Source organism: Hydrogenophaga sp. PAMC20947, assembly GCF_004795855.1.
GTDB lineage: Bacteria > Pseudomonadota > Gammaproteobacteria > Burkholderiales > Burkholderiaceae_C > Hydrogenophaga.
Window position 1 is genome coordinate 1,000,019 of record NZ_CP039252.1, and the last position, 18,475, is coordinate 1,018,493.

At 60.7% G+C, this 18,475-nt stretch carries 15 protein-coding genes; 7 read left to right on the forward strand and 8 right to left on the reverse strand.

The features are described from left to right. The first annotated feature begins 71 nt into the window (after window positions 1–71). The 3 genes from leuA (at window position 72) to E5678_RS04595 (ending at window position 4,737) form a co-directional block, all read left to right on the forward strand. Window positions 72–1,760, forward strand: coding sequence for a 2-isopropylmalate synthase (gene leuA / locus E5678_RS04585; RefSeq protein WP_136177432.1), 1,689 nt, complete (start codon window positions 72–74; stop codon window positions 1,758–1,760). A gap of 43 nt (window positions 1,761–1,803) precedes the next feature. Next, entirely contained in the window at window positions 1,804–3,345 is a 1,542-nt protein-coding gene (locus tag E5678_RS04590; RefSeq protein ID WP_136177433.1) for a 2-isopropylmalate synthase, read from the forward strand. Window positions 3,346–3,522: 177 nt separating this feature from the next. Then, window positions 3,523–4,737: a serine hydrolase gene (locus E5678_RS04595; RefSeq protein ID WP_136177434.1), complete on the forward strand. Its 1,215-nt coding sequence runs from the start codon at window positions 3,523–3,525 to the stop codon at window positions 4,735–4,737. 100 nt (window positions 4,738–4,837) lie between these two features. Here E5678_RS04595 and E5678_RS04600 read toward each other — a convergent pair whose 3' ends face one another. The 4 genes from E5678_RS04600 to E5678_RS04615 all read right to left on the reverse strand — a co-directional run bounded on the left by E5678_RS04600 (window position 4,838) and on the right by E5678_RS04615 (window position 7,638). After that, on the reverse strand, window positions 4,838–5,644 hold the full coding sequence (locus E5678_RS04600) for an IclR family transcriptional regulator (RefSeq protein WP_136177435.1): 807 nt from the start codon (window positions 5,642–5,644) through the stop codon (window positions 4,838–4,840). Between the two features lie 69 nt (window positions 5,645–5,713). Continuing rightward, window positions 5,714–6,448 carry an arginyltransferase gene (locus tag E5678_RS04605; protein ID WP_136177436.1) on the reverse strand — a complete coding sequence of 245 codons (735 nt, stop codon included), beginning with the start codon at window positions 6,446–6,448 and terminating at the stop codon, window positions 5,714–5,716. Continuing rightward, window positions 6,445–7,215, reverse strand: coding sequence for a leucyl/phenylalanyl-tRNA--protein transferase (gene aat / locus E5678_RS04610; protein ID WP_210731985.1), 771 nt, complete (start codon window positions 7,213–7,215; stop codon window positions 6,445–6,447). Before aat ends, E5678_RS04605 begins: the two co-directional genes overlap by 4 nt. Before the next feature lie 72 nt (window positions 7,216–7,287). Next, a complete protein-coding gene (locus E5678_RS04615) occupies window positions 7,288–7,638 on the reverse strand; it encodes a VanZ family protein (protein ID WP_136177437.1) in 351 nt (116 codons plus the stop codon). A 740-nt stretch (window positions 7,639–8,378) separates the two neighbouring features. Between E5678_RS04615 and E5678_RS04620 the strand changes: the two genes are divergently transcribed. Continuing rightward, on the forward strand, window positions 8,379–9,005 hold the full coding sequence (locus E5678_RS04620) for a class I SAM-dependent methyltransferase (RefSeq protein ID WP_136177438.1): 627 nt from the start codon (window positions 8,379–8,381) through the stop codon (window positions 9,003–9,005). 319 nt (window positions 9,006–9,324) lie between these two features. Here E5678_RS04620 and E5678_RS04625 read toward each other — a convergent pair whose 3' ends face one another. Both E5678_RS04625 and E5678_RS04630 read right to left on the reverse strand, forming a co-directional pair. Next, window positions 9,325–9,708 (reverse strand): group 1 truncated hemoglobin, encoded by a 384-nt coding sequence (locus tag E5678_RS04625; protein WP_136177439.1) that lies wholly within the window; start codon window positions 9,706–9,708, stop codon window positions 9,325–9,327. A 61-nt stretch (window positions 9,709–9,769) separates the two neighbouring features. Beyond that, the gene (locus E5678_RS04630) at window positions 9,770–9,985 is read right to left on the reverse strand and encodes a hypothetical protein (RefSeq protein WP_136177440.1); all 216 of its coding nucleotides are present in this window, start codon (window positions 9,983–9,985) and stop codon (window positions 9,770–9,772) included. 131 nt (window positions 9,986–10,116) lie between these two features. On the opposite strand from E5678_RS04630, the gene E5678_RS04635 reads away from it, so the two are divergent. Both E5678_RS04635 and E5678_RS04640 read left to right on the forward strand, forming a co-directional pair. After that, complete coding sequence (locus tag E5678_RS04635; protein ID WP_136177441.1) at window positions 10,117–13,308, forward strand: AAA family ATPase; 3,192 nt, start codon at window positions 10,117–10,119, stop codon at window positions 13,306–13,308. A 608-nt stretch (window positions 13,309–13,916) separates the two neighbouring features. Continuing rightward, window positions 13,917–14,210, forward strand: coding sequence for a GYD domain-containing protein (locus E5678_RS04640; RefSeq protein ID WP_136177442.1), 294 nt, complete (start codon window positions 13,917–13,919; stop codon window positions 14,208–14,210). A 538-nt stretch (window positions 14,211–14,748) separates the two neighbouring features. On the opposite strand, the gene E5678_RS04645 is transcribed toward E5678_RS04640, so the two are convergent. Beyond that, a complete protein-coding gene (locus tag E5678_RS04645) occupies window positions 14,749–16,185 on the reverse strand; it encodes an ATP-binding protein (RefSeq protein WP_210731986.1) in 1,437 nt (478 codons plus the stop codon). 466 nt (window positions 16,186–16,651) lie between these two features. Beyond that, the gene (locus tag E5678_RS04650) at window positions 16,652–17,341 is read right to left on the reverse strand and encodes a response regulator transcription factor (protein ID WP_136177444.1); all 690 of its coding nucleotides are present in this window, start codon (window positions 17,339–17,341) and stop codon (window positions 16,652–16,654) included. A gap of 333 nt (window positions 17,342–17,674) precedes the next feature. On the opposite strand from E5678_RS04650, the gene E5678_RS04655 reads away from it, so the two are divergent. After that, window positions 17,675–18,370, forward strand: a complete 696-nt coding sequence (locus E5678_RS04655) for a SapC family protein (protein WP_247596912.1) — start codon at window positions 17,675–17,677, stop codon at window positions 18,368–18,370. The last annotated feature ends 105 nt before the right edge of the window (window positions 18,371–18,475 follow it).

The window sequence follows — 18,475 nt, forward strand, 5'->3', positions numbered from 1 at the left end:
CGGCCCGTTTGCACCTGCAGCGGGCCGTTTTTGTTTTGGGCTGTGGGTTTGAGTAACATTGAAAGAGCACCATGTTGAAGCAACCAGCCAGCAAGTACCCCGCCTTTCAGGTGATCGGTCTGAAGGACCGTACCTGGCCTGATGCTGTGATCACACAGGCGCCTTGCTGGCTGAGCACCGATCTGCGAGACGGCAACCAGGCATTGATCGAGCCCATGACCGTCGAGCGCAAGCTGCGCATGTTCGAGCTGCTGGTTCGGATTGGATTCAAGGAAATCGAGGTCGGTTTTCCTTCGGCCTCACAAACAGAATTCGACTTTGTGCGGCGCTTGATTGAGGAGAATCTCATTCCGGGCGATGTCACCATTCAGGTACTGACGCCGGCGCGGGAGCCCTTGATTCGGCGCACGTTCGAGGCGTTGGAGGGTGCCCCACGGGCCATTGTCCATCTCTACAACGCGGTTGCGCCGGTGATGCGGCAGGTGGTGTTGGGCATGGACGAAGATGGCATCGTCGAACTGGCGACACTCCATGCCCGCCTGGTCAGTGAGCTGGCGGCGCAGCGCCCCGATGTGCATTGGACTTTTCAGTACTCGCCTGAGATGTTTTCGAGCACCGAGCTCGCCTTCTCCAAACGGGTTGTTGATGCTGTGACCGAAGTTTGGCAGCCCACGGCCGAGCTCAAATGCATCATCAACCTCCCTTCGACCGTCGAGCACAGCACACCCAATATCTTTGCGGACATGATCGAGTGGATGCATCGACACCTCGCGCGGCGCGATGCCATCGTGTTGTCGGTTCATCCGCACAATGATCGCGGCACGGGTACGGCTGCCGGCGAGTTTGCATTGATGGCCGGCGCGGACCGCATTGAGGGCTGCCTTTTCGGCAATGGTGAACGCACGGGCAACCTTGATCTGGTCAATGTTGCACTCAACCTCTACACCCAGGGCGTATCGCCGGGACTGGATTTCTCCGACATTGACGAGATTCGCAGAACGGTTGAACACTGCAACCAGTTGCCAGTGCATCCGCGTCACCCCTATGTGGGCGATCTGGTCTACACCTCATTCTCCGGCTCACACCAGGATGCGATCCGCAAAGCGTTTGCCGCGCGTCAAGGCAATGAACCATGGAACATCCCCTATTTGCCCTTGGATCCCAAGGACCTGGGGCGCAGCTACGAAGCGGTGATTCGCGTCAACAGCCAGTCTGGCAAGGGTGGTATTGCCTACCTGCTCGAAAGCGAATACGGACTTGAATTGCCACGCCGCTTGCAAATTGAATTCAGCCAAGTGGTCCAGGCAGCCATGGATGTCAGTGGCAAGGAGTTCGAGGCCAGCGATCTCTGGGGTCTTTTCGGTCGTGAATATGGCTTGACTCAAGCGCTTGCGCCATTGCAGCCTGTCTTGGAAGATGTCGGGGGGCAGCGCGTGCGCGTTGCAGCCCAGGTGCCTGTAGCCGGCACCACTGTGGCCGTCGATGCACAAGGGGCTGGCCCCATTGATGCCTTTGTCAACGGGCTCAATGCGGCGCTGGATCGCCAGATTCGCGTGCTGGATTATCACGAGCATGCGATGGGCTCCGGAGCGCAGGCACGTGCGGTGGCCTACGTCGAGATGCGGGTCGACGAGGCGCGTACCGTTTTTGGCGTAGGCATCGATTCGAGTATCGTTTCAGCATCTTTCAAGGCCATTCTTTCTGGGGTGGACCGGGTGAGCCGGCTGCACGCCAAGAATCCTGAAGCCCAGATTTTCTGATATCAACCCGATCAACGACAACAACCATCAACGGAGTTTTCCTATGAGCGACAAACTGATTATTTTTGACACCACCTTGCGCGATGGCGAACAATCGCCCGGAGCGTCCATGACCAGGGACGAGAAGCTGCGCATTGCACGCCAATTGGAGCGCCTGAAGGTCGACGTGATCGAGGCTGGTTTTCCCGCCAGCTCCAATGGCGATTTTGAATGTGTGCAGGCCATTGCCAACACGATCAAAGACTCGACGGTGTGCGGGCTGGCGCGTGCGAACGACCGCGATATCTCTCGAGCAGCGGAAGCCCTCAAGGGTGCCCATCGCGGACGCATCCATACCTTCATCGCCACCAGCCAGTTGCACATGGAGAAGAAGCTGCGCATGACGCCTGATCAGGTGTTTGAGCAGGCCAAGCAATCGGTGCGCTTTGCGCGCAACCTGGTCGATGACATCGAGTTCAGCCCCGAAGATGGCTACCGCAGCGATATGGATTTTTTGTGTCGTGTGCTTGAGGCGGTGATCAAGGAGGGTGCTACCACCGTGAACATTCCTGACACGGTGGGTTATGCGATCCCTGAGCTGTACGGCGATTTCATTCGCACGTTGCGCGAACGCGTCCCCAATTCCGACAAGGCGATCTGGTCGGTGCATTGCCACAATGATCTGGGCATGGCGGTCGCCAATTCGCTGGCGGGTGTGAAAATTGGCGGCGCACGCCAGGTAGAGTGCACGATCAACGGTCTGGGTGAGCGTGCGGGAAACTGCTCGCTGGAGGAGATCGTGATGGCGGTGCGTACCCGGCGCGACTACTTTCAGCTCGACGTGGGGGTGGACGCGACGCAGATCGTGCCTGCGAGCCGCATGGTCAGTCAGACCACCGGATTCGTGGTTCAGCCCAACAAGGCCGTGGTCGGGGCGAACGCGTTTGCACATGCGAGCGGTATCCACCAGGACGGCGTGCTCAAGGCGCGCGACACCTACGAGATCATGCGCGCTGAAGACGTGGGCTGGAGCGCCAACAGGATCGTGTTGGGCAAGCTCAGTGGCCGCAATGCATTCAAGCAACGGCTCCAGGATCTCGGCATTGAAATGGCGTCCGAGAGTGAGATCAACACGGCATTCGCGGCTTTCAAGGAGCTGGCCGACCGCAAAAGTGAGATCTTTGACGAAGACATCCTTGCGCTGTGCAGCGACGAAAGTGTCACGGCAGAGAAAGAGAAGTACGGCCTGGTCTCGTTGGCCCAACACAGCGAGACCGGTGAACGCCCACAGGCCGAGGTGGTGTTCACCATCAACGGCAAGGAGTTCCAAGGCTCATCCGATGGCAACGGCCCTGTGGATGCTTCGCTCAAAGCCATTGAGATCCACGTCAAGAGCGGGGCGGAGTTGTTGCTGTATTCGGTCAACGCGATCACCAGCGGATCGACAGAGAGCCAGGGCGAAGTCACCGTGCGTTTGCAGCACGGCGGGCGGGTTGTCAATGGTGTAGGTGCCGATCCCGATATCGTTGTAGCCTCGGCCAAGGCGTACCTGAGTGCGCTCAACAAACTGCAAAGCAAAGCGGATCGCGTCGCAGCACAGGGTTAAAGTTGTTAAAAATCAAAGACTTGTAACAGTTTTATGGGTGGATCTGAAGCCTGATGCCGAAAGGAGCACCTGTTCTACCGATCAATTAGGAAGTTCGCGCAAGTTTTTGATATTGCTAGTTTTTTTCACATCTTCTATACTCCACCTCAGTGCATTGCCCTTGCCTGGAGTGGAGTTATGAATTTGTTACAAAATCGCGGTCGAAAAGTATGGCAAGCCTTGTGCTGTTCGATGCTCGCTACGGTTCTGGTTGTGCCGATGGGTGCCTTTGCGGCATCTGGCAAAACGGCCCCCAGCAAAAAGCAACGGGTTGTGGCGTCCAAAGCGACTGAGCGTCGCAAGGTTGTAACGACACACAAAGTGAAGTCTGGCAAGGTGGCCGTCAAGTCTTCGTCCAGCAATCCTGCACGCTTGAGCCGTGAAGATGCTCGCAAAGTGCAGCGTTTGGCGCAACGTGCCAAAGGCAAGGTGCGGGTTTCCAGCAAAACCAGCACCAAGGTCAGCAGCAAAGCCCGTTTGTCTCTCGCCGCCCATTTGCCATCGGTCAAGTCGTCCGTGATGCGGGTGTCGGCAGTGCCGCAGTTGTCGCGCGGCGATCAGCTGGGTCTGCGCGGCGCCAACGACGCTCTGGAGCTCAATTCCAATGTGGCCTTGGTGATCGATCAGGAAACGGGTGAAGTGTTGTTCAGCAAGAACGATTCGGCCGTGTTGCCCATCGCGTCGCTGACCAAGTTGATGACCGGCCTGGTGATTGCCGATGCGCAGCTGCCCATGGACGAGATGATCACCATCACCCAGGATGATGTGGACACCCACAAATTCAGCCGTTCGCGCTTGGCCGTGGGCACAACGCTGAGCCGGGGCGAGCTGATGCATCTGGCTTTGATGTCCAGCGAAAACCGGGCTGCCAATTCCTTGGGCCGCACGTTTCCGGGGGGCTTGGCTCGTTTTGTGGCCTTGATGAACAGCAAGGCTCGCGACCTGGGCATGAACGACACCCGCTACGTAGAGCCCACGGGTTTGATGAGCCAGAACCAGTCCAGCGCCCGAGATCTCGCGACCTTGGTTGCCGCTGCCTATGAGCGCCCGATCCTGCGTGATTTGTCGACTTCTCCCAGCCATGAACTGGCGCTGGGAAGCCGCACGCTGCGATTCAACAATTCGAACCGTTTGATCCGCAACCCCGAGTGGGATATCGGTCTGCAAAAAACCGGCTATATTTCCGAGGCTGGCCGCTGCATGGTGATGCAAGCCAAGGTGGCCGGCCGCAAATTGATCATGGTGTTTCTGGACTCTGACGGACGTTTGGCGCGCTCCCAAGACGCTGAGCGTGTTCGCCATTGGGTTGAGGCCCAGAGCTACCAACGTCCAGCCGTTCGCCCTCAGGGCTGACCTCAGTCCTCAGCCGCAGCGCGCGCGCTTTGGCTTTCGCTCCGATGCAGAACAGAAAAATGGCCCCTCGCGGCCATTTTTCATGGAAGCCTGTCGGTTCTCAGCGCACTTGCGTTTGAATGCCTTGGACATGACTGGGGCAGCCCAACGCCGTGGATATGTCCAAAGCGGTGGCGCGCAATTTGGGTACCCAGCTCTCATCAATCCGGTCGGCCGGAGCTGAAATGGACAAGCCTGCGACCAGCTTGGACTGGTCGTCGTAGATGCCAGCTGCCATGCAGCGAACGCCCAATTCAAGCTCTTCGTTGTCGCGCGCAACGCCAGCCTGACGGCACTGGTCGAGTTCACGCTCAAGTGCCGTCAGTTGGGTGAGGCTGTTTCGGGTGTTTCCAGCCAGTCCTGTCCGCGTGGCATAGGCGCGGACCCGCTGTGGCTCATCTGCTGCGAGAAAGAGCTTGCCCACCGATGTGAGGTGCAAGGGGGCTCGCCCACCAATGGCGCGAACGACCTGCATGCCCGAACGCTCGCTATAGGCACGCTCCACGTAGACGATTTCATCACCTTGGCGCAGGCTCAGGTTGACCGGTTGCTGGATCAGCTTGTGCAGTTCGCGCATGGGTTGGAGCGCGGCGTCCCGAACACTGAGTCGGGCTTTGACAAGGTTGCCCAATTCCAGCAAGCGCATGCCCAGCCGGTAGCTGCCCGCTTCAGGGCGATCCACGAAGCGACCGATGGTGAGATCGTTCAGAATGCGGTGGGCAGTCGAGGGGTGCAGGCCGGTGCGTTCACTGATGTCTTTGAGCGATACCGGTTCTTCCCGGGCCGCCAGCACCTCCAGCAGATTGAACATGCGTTCCATCACCTGGACGGTGGGTGTTGCGGGCAGGGAGTCGGAACGTTTGGTCATGGCATCTCGTGAGTTGCCAAGATTTTACAAGATGAAATCGAATTGCAGGATCGCGCCTGGGACTCTGCCTCAAGGGCTGAGCCAAACGCCGTTGAGCAGCACCTCGTGGGGGCTGAAAGTCGCCTTGTAGTTCATCTTGGGACTCTCCTGGATCCAGTAGCCCAAGTACACATGGGGCAGCTTGAGGGTGCGAGCCTGTTCGATTTGCCAGAGCACGCTGTAGGTGCCATAGCTGGCGCGGTCATCCGGTTCGTAGAATGTGTAAACCGCCGAGAGACCGTCGTTGAGCACGTCGACGATGGAGACCATTTTCAGTTGATCGGATTCACCGGACGCGCCCGGTTCGTAAAACTCGATCAGACGTGAGTTGACCCGGCTCTGGAGCAGGAACTGGGTGTATTGGTCGATGCTGTCCTGGTCCATGCCGCCACCCGCGTGTCGGCTGTTCTGGTACCGCAGGTAGAGCTGGTAGTGCTCCGGGATAAAGCACAGCTTGAGCACCCGCGTTTGCAACTGTCCGTGGCGGCTAAGGCAACGGCGCTGGCTCCGGTTGGGTGCAAAGAGGTCCACGGGGACTCTCAACGGGATGCAGGACTTGCAGTTGTCGCAGCTGGGCCGATAGGTGAACATTCCGCTGCGTCGAAAGCCGTGGGTCACCAGATCGGAATACGCGTCGTTGTGGATCAGGTGGCTGGGGGTGGCCACTTGCGAGCGCGCTTGCCGACCCTCGAGGTAACTGCAAGGGTAGGGCGCTGTGGCATAGAACTGCAGCGCTTGGAGCGGGAGTTCTTTGGGATGGGTCACTCGGAAAGCGAAAGCTGTGGCAGCAGATGATTCCAGTATACGGCTTCAAAATGCCAGCGAGGGGCTGGCAGGCCGGTTAACCGTTTGACCTGCCGGATAAAAGCCGCCCGTGGCATCAGTTCACCCCCCAGCGAAGTCAGGTGTGGCGTGTTCTGCTGGCAATCGATCAGGGGGAGCGCGTGGTGGCGCGCCATGGCAACCAAGGCGGCCAAAGCAATTTTTGAGGCGTCGCTCTGGCGAGAGAACATGGACTCTCCGAACACCATGCCGCCGAGATTGACGCAGTAAAGACCGCCGGCGAGCTCACCGTCTATCCAGGCTTCGACGCTGTGGGCGTGGCCGGCTGTGTGCAGCTTGAAATAGGCTTGCACCATCGCCGGCAGTATCCAGGTGCCGTCCTGTCCATCGCGGGGCGTGTGAGCACAAGCGCGGATGACGCGTTCAAAATTGTGGTCCATGCGGATCACCAAGCGTTGCTCGGTCAGCAATTTCACCAAGGTTTTTCGCAGCGATCGGTGAAGCTTGAAGGCTTCCGGTCGCAAGACCATGCGGGGATCCGTGCTCCACCAGAGAATCGGCTGTCCAGCGCTGTACCACGGGAAAATACCCTGACTGTAGGCCTTGACCAGGGTGGGCACGTCCAGCATGCCGCCTGCGGCCAGAAGGCCCGGTGCGGGGTCAGCAGGGCCCCAGGCGTGCTCCGGAGCAGGGAAATCCTGTCCTGGCTCTAGCCATTCGAGGTGCTGCAGGGGAGGGGATTGCGCCATACCTGCCATTGTCGCGCGCGGTTTGCCAGGTGAACTGAAAAGATGGCCGGAATTCCCTGTCTAGATCCCGCATCACTCGCGTGCTGCAGGGTTGTGTGCAAACCGTTGAGCGAGCAGCATGACCAAGGCAATCCCAACGGCATCGGCGATCCAGTCCCACCCGTCCCCCTGGCGCCAGGTGGTGAATGATTGCGCGAGTTCGATGGCGGCGCCAAAGGCCAAAAGCCCCCAACCCAATGATCGGTATCGGCGTGGGTAGGCGGCAAGGCCGGCCGCCGAGAGCAGCATGAAGCCGACCGCGTGTTGTGCTTTGTCCCAGATATGCAGCGTTTGCGGAGGCAGTTGGTCTGTGGTTAGCAGCGAGAGCACGGCAATCAGGGTGCACAGTAGCCAGAACGCTGCTTTGAACAAAAACGACACCATGATCTGGAAGGCGGGGCGCGCAATAAACAAAGCCGGAAACGACAAAGGCCTTCCGAAGAAGGCCTTTGTTTTTTGCAGCTTTCGCTGCGCTGTGGTTGGCTCCCGGACCTGGACTCAAGCCAGGGACCTACGGATGCGCTCATTGTAGTGGTTATTTGAGCCCTGAATCGAACGGGCGGGTGGGGCTTCGATGCTGGCAGGAACTGAGGGATCAATCCACACCCCATCCCACTAAACACCCCCAAAGTTGCGCAGACCATCCGCCAAAATTGGAGCCTACGGCTGAAGCTCCTCCTGTCTCAAGTGGCAAACATCAACAAGAAGTTTCTTGCGGTCTTGAACCGACCCTTCCAACCCACACCAGCCCGTCACTCCTCGGTAGCGGCTGTCGCATGAGCTGAGCGAGACCCGCAGGATCGGTGGCAACATCTTGCCCTAGTGGGGAATCCGTATACATTGGGCCAGGCCGCACTTTTCGCTTGCGCAATTGGCTCAAAAGCCTTCTCAACACTGTGAGTGCGGCCCTTTTGGTATTCGAACTCAGCGCGTGCCAATATCAACCTTGGCAGAGTCAAACATCAAGTGCAACACCGGTTTATTGAATCTTGAAGTTCGTCCAACTTCTGGGGGGCAGTTCAAATGCGGGGCGGTTCATATCTGTTCCACCTCTGCGGACTCTGGAAATCGAGGGGATTAACCGGTGTTTCGGATCAGAACGGTGCCGTGTGAAATGATGCGGCATGTCACTGACTTCCGAAGACCTGCAACACATCGCCGCGCGCACCCTGGCGCACTACGAGCAGCACGCCCAGAGCTACTGGGAAGGCACGCGCGACCACGATGTCAGCCAGAACATCGCGGCGCTGCTGAAGCACATACCCGGACCACCGCCCTTTGACCTGCTCGATTTCGGCTGCGGGCCCGGACGCGACCTGCACACCTTCAAGGCGCTGGGCCACCTCGCTGTGGGCTTGGAGGGCGCGCCCAGCGCGGCGGCGCTGGCCCGCCTCCACAGCGGCTGCGAGGTGCTGGAGCAGAGCTTCCTGCACCTCGAACTGCCCGCGCAGCGCTACGACGGCGTGTTTGCCAATGCCGTGCTCTTCCATGTACCCCGCCAAGTGCTGCCGCAGGTGCTGCTTCAACTGCAGGCCTGCCTGCGCCCGGGCGGCGTGCTGTTCAGCTCCAACCCGCGCGGCGATGGTCAGGAGGGCTGGAACGGTGAGCGCTATGGTGCATTTCACGACTGGCCAACCTGGCGCGCCTTGGTGACGGCCGCCGGCTTCGACGAAGTGGATCACTTCTACCGACCGTCGGGCCTCCCGATCGAGCAACAGCCCTGGCTGGCGAGCGTGTGGCGCAAGTGCTGAACCCTGGTTCCACGGCACTGTGCAACTGCTGATCTCGCCGCCGCAGCAAGTGCAGCCGAGGCCGGGTTCGTGTGGCGGCAGCGGTTGCACCAGCCTACGACGGCTCTGCGCTTGACTGTCTGGGCGGTCGGAGCCTGGTTGGGGTCGGCACGCGATCGTCAAGGTCGGCGACAGCGGTCTTTCGATCCGGTGCATTCCCAAGGATTCAAGAGCCCAGGCCAGAAACGTTGGCTCCCTGAAGGCAGAAAGCCAACTTTGCTCTGCAGCGGTAGCCCGCTCCACGCATTGACGGTTGAGACTTTTCCCATTCCGCGCAAGCTCAGACCCGGACCACCTCGGCCTTCATCGACCAGAGCACGCCGAGCACCTCGTTGCGAACGGGCGGCTCCACACCGCACGTGGTCAGCGCCGCGATGGCGTCGTCGATCACGCTGACAAACTCTTGCTCGCTGATGTTCATGCCACGGTGTGTGTTCAGCATGTCCTTGCCGGCGTAGTTGTTGGGCCCGCCCGAGCCGGCACAGAAGAAGTCAATCACGTTGCGCTCAGTTTGATCCATGTCTTTGATCTGCCCGAAGCGGGTTTGGACCAATGGGTTGGCCAGGTGGTTCTTGATCAGCTCGTGCGAGATGCGCGCGATGCCTTCGCGGCGCCCCAGACGGTCGTACAAGGTGGATGCAGTGGATGTGGTTGTTTCGCTCATGTCGTGCTCCTTGGATGGATAGATGGTGGGTTCGAAGAGGGTTGCGGGCATCACAAAAGCGTCAGTGGGCCATGGCGGCCAGCCGTTGCAGCCACGACGCGTATTCGATTTGCCCTGGCTCAAGTGCCTCGGCGCGGGTCTCGCGTTGCAGATTGCGCAGCGCGGCCGTTAGCGAGTGCTCGAGTTCCAGCAGGGCCTCTGGCGCCAGCGGTTGTGGCAGAGTCAAAACGGCGGGACCGTTGCCGGGCAAGGGGAAGGTCATTTGTCTGGCGTTCATGGTGTGCTCCAAATGCGTTGGGCGGGCCGGAATTGACCCGCTGAATGCATCTTGGCAAGGCAGCGTTCCTCAAGTGTTCCTGACGCTGAAGGCCCTTGCGTACACCACCCAACTGCTTCAGACTGGCTGACATGGAAACGCTTTTGCCCCGTTTGGATGCCGGCGATCCGCCATCGCAGCTGGACATCGCTCTGCTGGGTCGATTCGAAGCGGCCGTCGATGGCAAGGCCATCGCTGCGGATCGCTGGCCCAGCCTGCGCGCGACGCACCTGGTCCAGTTGCTCAGCCTGCAGCCCGGTCACCGGATCTTGCGCGATCTCGCCATCGACGCCCTGTGGCCACAACTGGACCCCGAGGCTGGCGCCGCGAATTTGCGCAAGGCCATGCACCATGCCCGCCAGGCGCTGGGCCGACACGACGGCATCACCCTGCAGAGCGGTGAGTTGTTGCTCTGGTCTGAACGCCCGGTGGTGGTCGACACCGATGCTTTCGAGGCCCGTGCCTCGGGGGCCCTGCGTCACCGTGATCCGGCCGAGTGCTCGGACGTGGCCGGCGAATACGGCGGCGATCTGTTGCCCGGCGCGCGCTATGAGGCCTGGACCGAGCCCCACCGCGAACGCCTGCGCGCGCTCTATCTGGATTTGCTGCGCGCCAGCGCTCAGTGGGAGCGCCTGGCCCAGCACGAGCCGACCGACGAAGCCTCGCACCGGGCCTTGATGCAGCGCGAACTGGAGGCGGGCAATCGCGCCGCCGCCTTGCGCTGGTATAGCCGCCTGCGTGAGTCGTTGCAACATGCCCTGGGCGTGACGCCCGACACGCGTACCGAGGCGCTGTACGAACGCTGCGTGGCCGGCCTGCAGGCCGTGGGGCCACCCTTCGTGGGGCGCTCGCAGGTGCTCGGCCAGGTCACGGCCTGGCTCGGCATGCCGGTTGACCAGCGGCCCGGTGGCGTCGTGTTGCGGGGGCCGGCCGGCATCGGCAAGAGCGCCCTGTGCGGCGAAATCGGCGCGCAGGCGCGCAGCAGAGGCTGGACGGTCTTGCGGCTGGACGCGGCAGAGACCGGCCGCGCCTATGGCGCCATGGCTGCTATCGCCGAACGCGTGATGCTCGAAGACCGCAGCGTGCTCGATCGCATCGGCGCACCGGCACGCGCCGTGTTGGCATTGCTCAGTCCGCTGGCTTCTCCCGCCAACGAACCGCAGGGACCGCTGGGGCGTCATCAAGTGGTTGGCGCTATCCGGCGGCTGCTGCTTGCGGCTGCGCCCAAGACCAACATCCTGTTGCAGGTGGACGATGCCCACCTGATCGACGACGCCGATGTCGAGGTGCTGGTGCAACTGGCCATGGCGGGTGGGCCGCTGTGCCTGCTCATCGCCACCCGACCGATGGCGGCGACTGCGGCGCTGGCCCGCGGTGTGGCACGGTTGCAGCGCGCCGGCGTATTGCGCCCGCTGGAGCTGGCGCCGATGGACGCTGAAGAGTGCCGCCGCTTGGTCACCCTGGTGTTGGCCGCTCCCTTGCCCGACGCTGTGGTGGCGCGCATTGTGCAGGCTGCCGAAGGCAACCCGTTCGCAGCCATCGAACTGGCCCGTTGCACCTTGGGCGACAGCAAGCGCCTGCCCGGCAATGCCGCCGAGGCCATCACCGATCGGCTGTGTGACGTGCCATCGGATGCGCTGGCGTTGTTGCGCTGGCTCGCATTGAGCGGCGGCGAATGGAGCGTGCGAACAGTGGAGGCACTGGCCACGCTGGCACAGGTGCCCACCCATGCCGCACTCGACCGCGCGTTGCAAGCTGGGGTCCTGGTGTTCGCAGGCGGCCACTACCGTTTTCGCCACGAACTGGTGCGCCAGGCGCTGCTCGACCAGGTGCCGCCCCACCACCGAGAGAAGATGCACCGCGAGATCGCGGTGCGACTGGCCGACATGGACGCCGTGCCGGCCTATGTGGCCCGCCACTGGATCGAAGCTGGCCGGCCGGGTGACGCCTTGCCTTGGTTGCTGGCCGCCGCGCGCGATGCCGCGCGCCTTGCTGCCTTCAGCGATGCACTGCGCCACCTCGCTCCGGTGCTGGCGTTCGAGGCTGGGCACTGCGAAGCCCTGCGCCTGCGCGCGGAAGCGCTGGACGCCACGGGCGACCCGGCCGCCATGGCGGCCTACCGGCTGGCCGCCCAAGCCGCCGGTGAACCCGACAGCCAGAACCTGCTTGCCAAGGCGGCTCTAGCGCAGGTCAAACAAGGTGATCCCAAGGGCGCGCTGCAAGCGCTGCAAGGCTTGTTGCCGACCTCGGTGGACGGCCGCCTGAGCGAAGCCCTGGCCTACGCGGGTGCGGCCGCGCTTGGTGCCGCCGACCCGGCCATGGGCACAGCCAAGGCCGCTGAGGCACGCCGTCTGGCGCTGGAGTCGGGCGACACCGCCTCGTTGGTCATAGCTTCGTGGGCGCAGGCTGCCGCTGCGCATGCGCGAGGCGAGCTGCACCGCAGCGTGTGGGCCGATCTGCAGGAAACCAGCCACGTGCCGCACCTGGCTCTGCGTGTTTTTGATGGCCATTTGTGCATCACGCAGCGCTTTCTATACGGTGCCCGGCCCTATGCCGAGGTGATCGAGTTCGCCGATGCGCTGGCCACCGAAGCCCAGCGCCTGGGCGCTGCGCGTGGTCATGCATTTGGAATCACCCTGCGCGGTGAGGCCGAGTGGTTGTCGGGCGATCTGGTTGCGGCACGCGAGCACCTGCGCGAAGGCGCGCGCTTGCACCGGGCCATTGGCGGTCCGGTGGGCGAAGCCTTGTCGCTGCAGCGCCTGGCCGAAGTGGCGCTGCATGAAGGTCAGCGCGGCGAGGCCAGAGCACTGATCGACGAAGCACTCGATGTGGCGCGGCAAACCGACATCGGCTTTCATCTGATGGACCGTATCTACGGAACCCGCATCAACCTGCACCAGGACGATCCAGCTGCCGCGTTGTACGTGATGGAAGATGCCAGCCTTTCGGTGCGCGGCCCGCTGGAAACCTGTCCCGGCTGCCGCATCACCTTTGCCGTGCCCGCGGCCATCGCTGCTGCGCGCGCAGGTGAACTGGACCTGGCCGACCAGCATGAGCAGCAGTGTGCCTATTTGGCCAATGTGGTCATGCGGCTGCCGGCTTGGCACGCCGCACATGAGGAGGTGCGGGGCCATATTGCTGCTGCGCGGGCGCCACACGCCGTTGACGCGGTGAGGCAGTTTTCAGCGGCAGCAGTCCGCTTCAGACAGGCTGGCCAGCCGCTGGACGCGCAGCGCTGTGAGCAGTTGGCGATGGAGACCATGAGCGGTTCCAGGGTTCGCTGACCTGGCCGGCCGGCCATTGACGCCATGCACTCACCCGCCTGGAGCGGACCCAGCCAGGGGGGTTGTGTTTCTCGGAGGCAGCCAGCAGCGACCGACCGGGGGGGGGGGGCTTGCTGAGCGGTCACTCAGCCTGGTCGAGGGAAGGACCGCAACTGGTCGAGTGCACCAGCACATCGTTGGCGTGACCCGCAATTCCAGCTGTCTTGCCTGGCTCGCCTCGGTTGGGTGACCGGTTGAATCCAAGGCCTAAACCAGTCCGAAAGCCAAGCAAGGTGAAGGGCCGCTGGTGGTCGACAAGGGACGTCGCTCAAAACCCCGCCGCCGCTGGCCCGATTCGACGGCGACTCCACCCGCCTCGACTTGACCTCTAGACAGGGCGTGTTCCAGAGCGACTTGCCTTGCGCTTTGCAGCGATCGGCGTAGCATCATTCCTTTCATCACTCAGCGCGGCTCATTCTGTCGCCGCAGCAAAGCGTCACGCTTGGGCGGCGGCTGTGCGCGCAGACTTCAAAACGGTTCGCTGAGGGTGATCTCGGGCAGCGTCGGGGAGCCGTGCCAGCTCGAGTCTTTTCGCATGGCTCCCTTGTTTGTCTCAAGAGGGGAATAGCATGGTCACCTATATTGGCTTGCTGAGTTTCACGGACAAGGGTATTCAAGGTATCAAAGACACAACCAAGCGTGCTGCCGCTGCAAAGGAGGCGGCGAAGAAGTCCGGCGTCAACATTCGCGAAATGCTCTGGACGATGGGCGATTGCGACATGGTTTGTGTGCTTGAGGCCGAGGACGAGACATCGCTTGCTGCTTTTAATCTCGCCACGGCCATGCAAGGCAACGTGCGTGCGCGCTCCATGCGCGCATACGCAGCCGCCGATATGGACAAAATCCTCGCCAAGCTGCCGTAGCACGGCGACGCCGCAGCGCTTCAGTGCGGCTGCGGCCGCACGGAGGCTCTGGTCGGGTCATCCGTCGCGGTCGTTCAAGTGTCGGCGCGCCGGCAGTGGAGTCGGGCCAACGCTCGCGACCAGCGAGCAGATCCATCAACGCACCTCCATCCGGCCGAGCGGATTCTGATGCACGTACGATCGGTCAGAAGACGCTGCACCAGACAATCACGATCCGCCAGAACTGCAAGGGGCATCCGACTGCAACAGTCAGCGGTCCAGCACCCACAAGTCGGATATCAAGCTTCGGGCTTGGAACCCAGTGGGCGGTCCAACCAGCGGCTCAGACGACTCGCGCTTTCGGCCAAGTGCCGCCTTTCGGCTTGTCGGACCGAATGGCTGTTCCCCCACAAAAGGAGTTGGCCACAAAAGGCGGCTTTCTGACCGCCAAGTTCGAAGCATTCAGAAGCCGTTGGTTGCGTTCGCCAACCTCCCCAATCTGGAGGCCAGTCAAGACAAAGGCAAGTCGTTCGCATCGATCGTGACTTTGGCCCCGAGATCAAGCAATTCCGAGTCGCTTTATAGGAAGATACAAGGTCAGATTGGTGCCGGCATCGCTTGATATCCAGCGGACTTCAGCCCCGATGGATTCGGCTCGTCGAATCTGGTTTCCAAGCCCTTTCCCGGGTTTGTTGGCCCCTTGCGCGACCGAAAAGCCGGCGCCATTGTCAATGATCCTGACCAAAACACAGTCGTGTTCGACCGCGGTGATGACGCGGATCTCCGTGGCGTGAGTGTGTTTGATGATGTTGGTAAACGCCTCCTGCAGAATTCGAAGAATGTGCAGTGCGTTTCTCGGGTCAATCCAGTCCAATGGCGGGACGTCTTCAATCTCCCAGCGCAAAACAATGCCAGCGCTTTCCAGGCGTGGCCCTAACCGGAATCGAAGGGTGGCCAGCAAAAGCAGCAAGTCGGCCTGCACGGGCTCCATCGAGTCGATGGCCAGCTTCAGGTCGTCGATGCAATCCTTCAGCACTTCGGCCACCACGGCAGCGTCGATTTGACCCCTTTCCACCGCCAGAAGTGCACTGAGCAGTGATGAGCCCATGCCATCGTGCATGTCCTGCGTCAGGCGTTGACGTTCGTCGCTCAGCGTTTGGCGGTGAGCAACTTCGCGCAGTCGCTGGTGGCTTTTCAGCAACTCATCTTCGCGCTCTTGCAAGCGCAGCTGCAGGCTTGCATTCACTTGTTTGACTTCAGCGTTTGCCGCAACGTAGCGGCGAAAGATGATGTGCATGAAGAGCAGAAAGGCCACAATGTTGCTGAACGGGCCCAGGTAAATGCTTTCAATGCCGACGTAATTGTTTTGCAGCAACCAATCGTATCCACCCAGCACCATGCCAGCCAGAGCCCAAGTGCTGAGCAAGGTGCCGTCGCGAGAGTGCGCCTGATGGGACTGGTAGAACCCGATACCGCCAACCAGGGAACCCATCAGCAGCAGGGCGACATACACCAATGGAGAAAGCGCATAGGCGTTGAAGAACTCCGCAAAGACCGGCAAGGTCAGGACGCCGATGCCTAGCGTGATACCGCTGACTGTAGGGGTCAGCCAGATCAAGGGCCGACGGTGCAGGTAGTTCAGGAAAAGGTGTGTGGTCAACAACATCCAGTAGAGCGAGTTGATCGTGACCCAGGTGAACCAAGCGTCGGAAATGGCCAGTTTGTCTTCCCCCACATAAAAATGCAGGGTTCGCAGAAACGAGGCCACTGATATGCAGAAAAAAAGCAAATATTCTGTTTCCGCACGCAGCCTGAACCATACAAACAATGAGAACAGGCCAACAGCCAGGAATGCGGCACTGCTTGCAGACGGCAATTGGACTTGGATGAAATAGCGCAATCTGTAGCGCCAATTGAGGCTGTCACTGTCCCCCAGCCACACCGATGAAATGCCACCACCGGAGTCTCTTGGACTCTCGACCCGCAGCAAGATCATTTTGGGTGGTACGGCGTCGGCCGTGCTGTCCAAAGCGACAAGCAAGGGAATGTTCCAGCCGTTCCAGAAAATATTGGCGTGCGATTTGTAGAGCAAGCGGCTATCGCCATACACGGCGAGTTGCCCGTCGGTTTTCCAGCGTGGAATGTAGAGGTAGCGTGGACTGACGGCGGGGGCCAAAAACGGCACCCGCAACCGGTACCAGGTCACCACGGTTGCTGGGTTCAATGCGTTACCCCGTTCAGATTCGGGCACCAGCTGCCGTGTCAACGCATGGGGCAGTGCAACGGGTTGCCAGGTTCCGGTCAGCTCCGCGATAGGGGCTTCATAGGGTGGCAGACCATAGCCATGGCCCTGAATCACGAGTATCTCTGCCGTCGTGAGATGCAAGGGGGCTTCGGCCAGCGCTGCGGGATGCCAAAGTGTCAGGAAAAATAGCCCCAGATTGAGGCAACGCAACAGAGCCTTAAGCACCCAGCAGACCTTGGTTGCGCGCCTCGAAAATTGCCTCGGTTTTGGAATTCACCTCCAGTTTTCTGTAAATGCGCCGCACAAAGGTCAAGACGGTGTGCCGCGAGATCGACATCAAGCCGGCAATCTCTTCTGAGGTGAAGCCTTTGGTGATGAATTCCAGCACCTCTTGCTCCCGGCCAGACAAAATGGCACGGGTCCGTTCTGATCGAACCTGGGACGGTGCGGGTGGATTTTGTTCTTGCCACCGAAAACGCATCAGAATCTGCCGCGCAATCAGCGGACTGATGGGGCTGCCACCCGCGTGCAGGCTCCGGATTTCGGCCACCATGCTTTTGGCTGCACTGTCTTTGAGCAGGTAGCCCGCCGCACCCGCCTCCAGAGACTGCATGACATGTATCTCATCGCCAAAGGTGGTGCTGACCATGATGGCGCAACTGGGCCACCGGGCGTGCGCTGCACGAATGACATCGATACCTGAGCCGTCAGGCAGCCCCAGGTCAACAAGCAGCACATCCATCGGCCCGTCGCTGACCGCCTTCAAACCTGCTGCCCGAGTGCTGGACGCAGAGACCAGCGTCATGTCGGGCGCGGCGTCGATGGTGGTGCGCAATACCCGTTGAAAGTCCACGTCGTCTTCCACGAAGGCCACGCGAATGGGAGAGCTTTTGATCGTTGTAGGCATGCTGCAGGAGTAGACCCGTCCCTAGCAGGATGCGAAGAGCGTGGCCAAGTGTCACACATTTGTTGGGCCACGGTTTGGCTGGCGGTCTGTCCCCACTAATGGGGACAGACATGGAACCTTTGTATTAGTAACTTCAATGAGGCTGGTGAGAGCTTGTGCGCGAAGTAAATGTATGGATTTCAACCGCATCCACGACGCACGAAGCCAAAGCCAATCACCTTTCAAACTGGTCATCAGGGAGTTCTTGTGGGTTCAATGATTTTTTATGACAAGCCGGTTGCCCTGAACCGCGAGCGACACCGCAATTTGAAGCTTCAGCGCAAGCAAGGTGACTTGTCATTTGCAAAAAACACCAATTCCGTCCTGCTGGCCGCTACCGAAATGGCCGAGGCGGCGAAAGACTATCCGATCGTTTTCATTGGCAAGGAAAACGGTCCATTCACCTTGGCGGCGATGGTCGGCCTGCGCGACGGGGAAAACCTGTTCGTCGAAAGCAATGGGCAATGGCAGACGGGGACTTATGTGCCTGCATTCGCTCGACGCTACCCCTTTGTTTTGGCGGAAAACGATGAAGACGACACCCATCTGACGGTGTGTGTAGACGAGTCCTGCGCCGGTCTGAGTGAAGAGCAAGGTGAGCCCCTGTTCGACAAATCGGGCAAGGAGTCGGCGTTGCTGCAAGGTGCAGTTGATTTTCTCAAGCTGTTTCACACCGAAATGCAGCGCACCAGGCAGTTGGGCCAACTGCTGTCGGCATACGGATTGCTTGAGCCGAAAGTCATCGAAATCAACCGGGGAGGCAAAAGGCAGGTGCTGGACGGCCTCTACATCGTGAACCGGGACAAGCTGAACGCCCTGGACGACGAAAAGACCCTGATCCTGTGCCGCAACGGTGCCATGGGCTGGATCCACGCCCATCTGATTTCCCTCAGCCACATCGAGCGCATGGCAACGCGGCTCGCAGAGCGCCCGGTTGCGCTGCCAGGGGAGCCGGCCACGGCTTCTGCGCCGGCGATCAGCGCGCCTTGATCGTCGCTTTCCGCTTTTTTTGCGGCAGCTATCAGCCCCTGATCGGGTCTGCGCTGGCTTAACCACTCCGGAACGCGCTGGTACCTCAGCGACTCCGCCCCAACA

What these genes read in the sequence shown, in the direction of transcription:
- leuA (WP_136177432.1), top strand. Translation starts at nt 72, where the DNA reads ATGTTGAAGCAACCAGCCAGCAAGTACCCCGCCTTTCAGGTGATCGGT.
- E5678_RS04590 (WP_136177433.1), top strand. Translation starts at nt 1,804, where the DNA reads ATGAGCGACAAACTGATTATTTTTGACACCACCTTGCGCGATGGCGAA.
- E5678_RS04595 (WP_136177434.1), top strand. Translation starts at nt 3,523, where the DNA reads ATGAATTTGTTACAAAATCGCGGTCGAAAAGTATGGCAAGCCTTGTGC.
- E5678_RS04600 (WP_136177435.1), bottom strand. Translation starts at nt 5,644, where the DNA reads ATGACCAAACGTTCCGACTCCCTGCCCGCAACACCCACCGTCCAGGTG.
- aat (WP_210731985.1), bottom strand. Translation starts at nt 7,215, where the DNA reads ATGGCGCAATCCCCTCCCCTGCAGCACCTCGAATGGCTAGAGCCAGGA.
- E5678_RS04615 (WP_136177437.1), bottom strand. Translation starts at nt 7,638, where the DNA reads ATGGTGTCGTTTTTGTTCAAAGCAGCGTTCTGGCTACTGTGCACCCTG.
- E5678_RS04620 (WP_136177438.1), top strand. Translation starts at nt 8,379, where the DNA reads ATGTCACTGACTTCCGAAGACCTGCAACACATCGCCGCGCGCACCCTG.
- E5678_RS04625 (WP_136177439.1), bottom strand. Translation starts at nt 9,708, where the DNA reads ATGAGCGAAACAACCACATCCACTGCATCCACCTTGTACGACCGTCTG.
- E5678_RS04630 (WP_136177440.1), bottom strand. Translation starts at nt 9,985, where the DNA reads ATGAACGCCAGACAAATGACCTTCCCCTTGCCCGGCAACGGTCCCGCC.
- E5678_RS04635 (WP_136177441.1), top strand. Translation starts at nt 10,117, where the DNA reads ATGGAAACGCTTTTGCCCCGTTTGGATGCCGGCGATCCGCCATCGCAG.
- E5678_RS04640 (WP_136177442.1), top strand. Translation starts at nt 13,917, where the DNA reads ATGGTCACCTATATTGGCTTGCTGAGTTTCACGGACAAGGGTATTCAA.
- E5678_RS04645 (WP_210731986.1), bottom strand. Translation starts at nt 16,185, where the DNA reads ATGATCTTGCTGCGGGTCGAGAGTCCAAGAGACTCCGGTGGTGGCATT.
- E5678_RS04650 (WP_136177444.1), bottom strand. Translation starts at nt 17,341, where the DNA reads ATGCCTACAACGATCAAAAGCTCTCCCATTCGCGTGGCCTTCGTGGAA.